Below are 255 nucleotides of genomic sequence, written 5' to 3' on the forward strand. Positions count from 1 at the left end.
GACTTGAACTCGCTCGACGCCTTGCCGCTGATGATCTGCGGGCTCTTCGACTCGGTCAGGTTGACAATGTCGTCACCAGCCACGGTATTGATGGTCAGTGTCGCCACCGGGGGGGTGATGTCCACACCGTAGTCGTGGGTCGCGGTGGCGCTGGCGCTGTTACCCGCCGCGTCGGTCGCCACGAAGCTCGCTTCGATCCGGTGATCGGCATCGGCCACCAGCTCGGCACCCGGAACACTGATGCTCCACTTGCCG

General features: G+C 64.3%; 1 protein-coding gene. It reads right to left on the minus strand.

What is annotated here, in order from left to right; genetic code table 11:
* Nucleotides 1-255, minus strand: a 255-nt coding sequence (locus tag IB255_RS30695; protein ID WP_192211311.1) for an Ig-like domain-containing protein, incomplete at both ends; no start/stop codon positions are given.

The sequence above is a fragment of the Pseudomonas sp. PDM22 genome, assembly GCF_014851965.1.
Lineage (GTDB): Bacteria > Pseudomonadota > Gammaproteobacteria > Pseudomonadales > Pseudomonadaceae > Pseudomonas.